This window comes from Candidatus Thiosymbion oneisti (assembly GCF_900092655.1).
Lineage (GTDB): Bacteria > Pseudomonadota > Gammaproteobacteria > Chromatiales > Chromatiaceae > Thiosymbion > Thiosymbion oneisti.
The window spans coordinates 1-978 of record NZ_FLUY01001872.1; the positions used below are offsets into that span (position 1 = coordinate 1).

A 978-nucleotide genomic window follows, 5' to 3' on the forward strand; every position below is an offset into this window, starting at 1 on the left:
GCCGATCAGCACAGAAGAGCCGCGTCCGCTGGAGCGGACAAGCTGCCGTTCCCACGCTGGAGCGTGGGAACGAGCGTCCCTGTCCCGACGCAGGAGGGATCTTTTCCCCCAAACCGCGCCAACTCATTCAGGATTGCTAAGGAATGGCTACCTCCACCCGACATACCTCTTCCGCCCCTTGCTCTTGCAACGCCAGACAGAGCCCGGGATCCGGCTTCAGTTTAGGGATTATGCCTACCGCCTTGAGCCATCCTTTCAGACGTGCCCAAGGGCCGCACCGATAGCGATCCAACCGGCCGGCCTCACGCACGGCCTTACAGGCCCAACAGTCATGCATGGAAACACCCAAGCAGTTACCAGGGAGCAGTTCGATCTCCACCGGCGAGTAACGGGTTTGATAGAGATCGATACCAATTTCAAAGAGCGCCTTCAGGGTTGCGGCATCCCCATTTCCCGGCCATAGGCGCAGCTTGCGCATCAACGACAGCATTTCGTATTCGGCCAGGCGCTCTACGATCATCCGGTTGCCTACATTGACGAGCTTGTCATCCAGGTGCTCAGAGACATAACCAAACCATAGCGCGTCATGACGCAGCCAGGCGTCGCGTAAAAGTTGCTCCCGGTCCCTTCGCCTCAGCCTGACTCTCGTCTCCGGCATAGCAGTAGCAGTCATATGGATCAAATGATCGCTATGATCTGAGCCGGACAATTCAACACGGCTTCTTGGCAGCAAGACCGCTCATCGTCAGACGCAGGTTGTCGGATGACGCGGCTACCTTCTTCCTCAACCAGAAAACAGCCCGGAGCCAGCGAAGCACAGGAAGAACACCTGATACAACGCCCCCGGTCGGTGATTAGGAGAACTTCGCTTTCCATTCCGGGTTTACTCTTTACCTGAAAGTCAATGCCATTAAGTTAGCTGCCGGCCGCTGGTCGTGGTAGGTCGGGTTAGGCGCGTGCTTCGGTGTTCGGTTGGGT

Annotated in this window: 2 protein-coding genes; both read right to left on the reverse strand. The window is 57.4% G+C overall.

What is annotated here, in order from left to right; translation table 11 throughout:
- Window positions 1–136 precede the first annotated feature (136 nt).
- Window positions 137–673 (reverse strand): hypothetical protein, encoded by a 537-nt coding sequence (locus BQ17_RS19885; RefSeq protein WP_176722535.1) that lies wholly within the window; start codon window positions 671–673, stop codon window positions 137–139.
- A 5-nt stretch (window positions 674–678) separates the two neighbouring features.
- Complete coding sequence (locus tag BQ17_RS24480) at window positions 679–876, reverse strand: ferredoxin (RefSeq protein ID WP_089730127.1); 198 nt, start codon at window positions 874–876, stop codon at window positions 679–681.
- Between the last annotated feature and the right edge of the window lie 102 nt (window positions 877–978).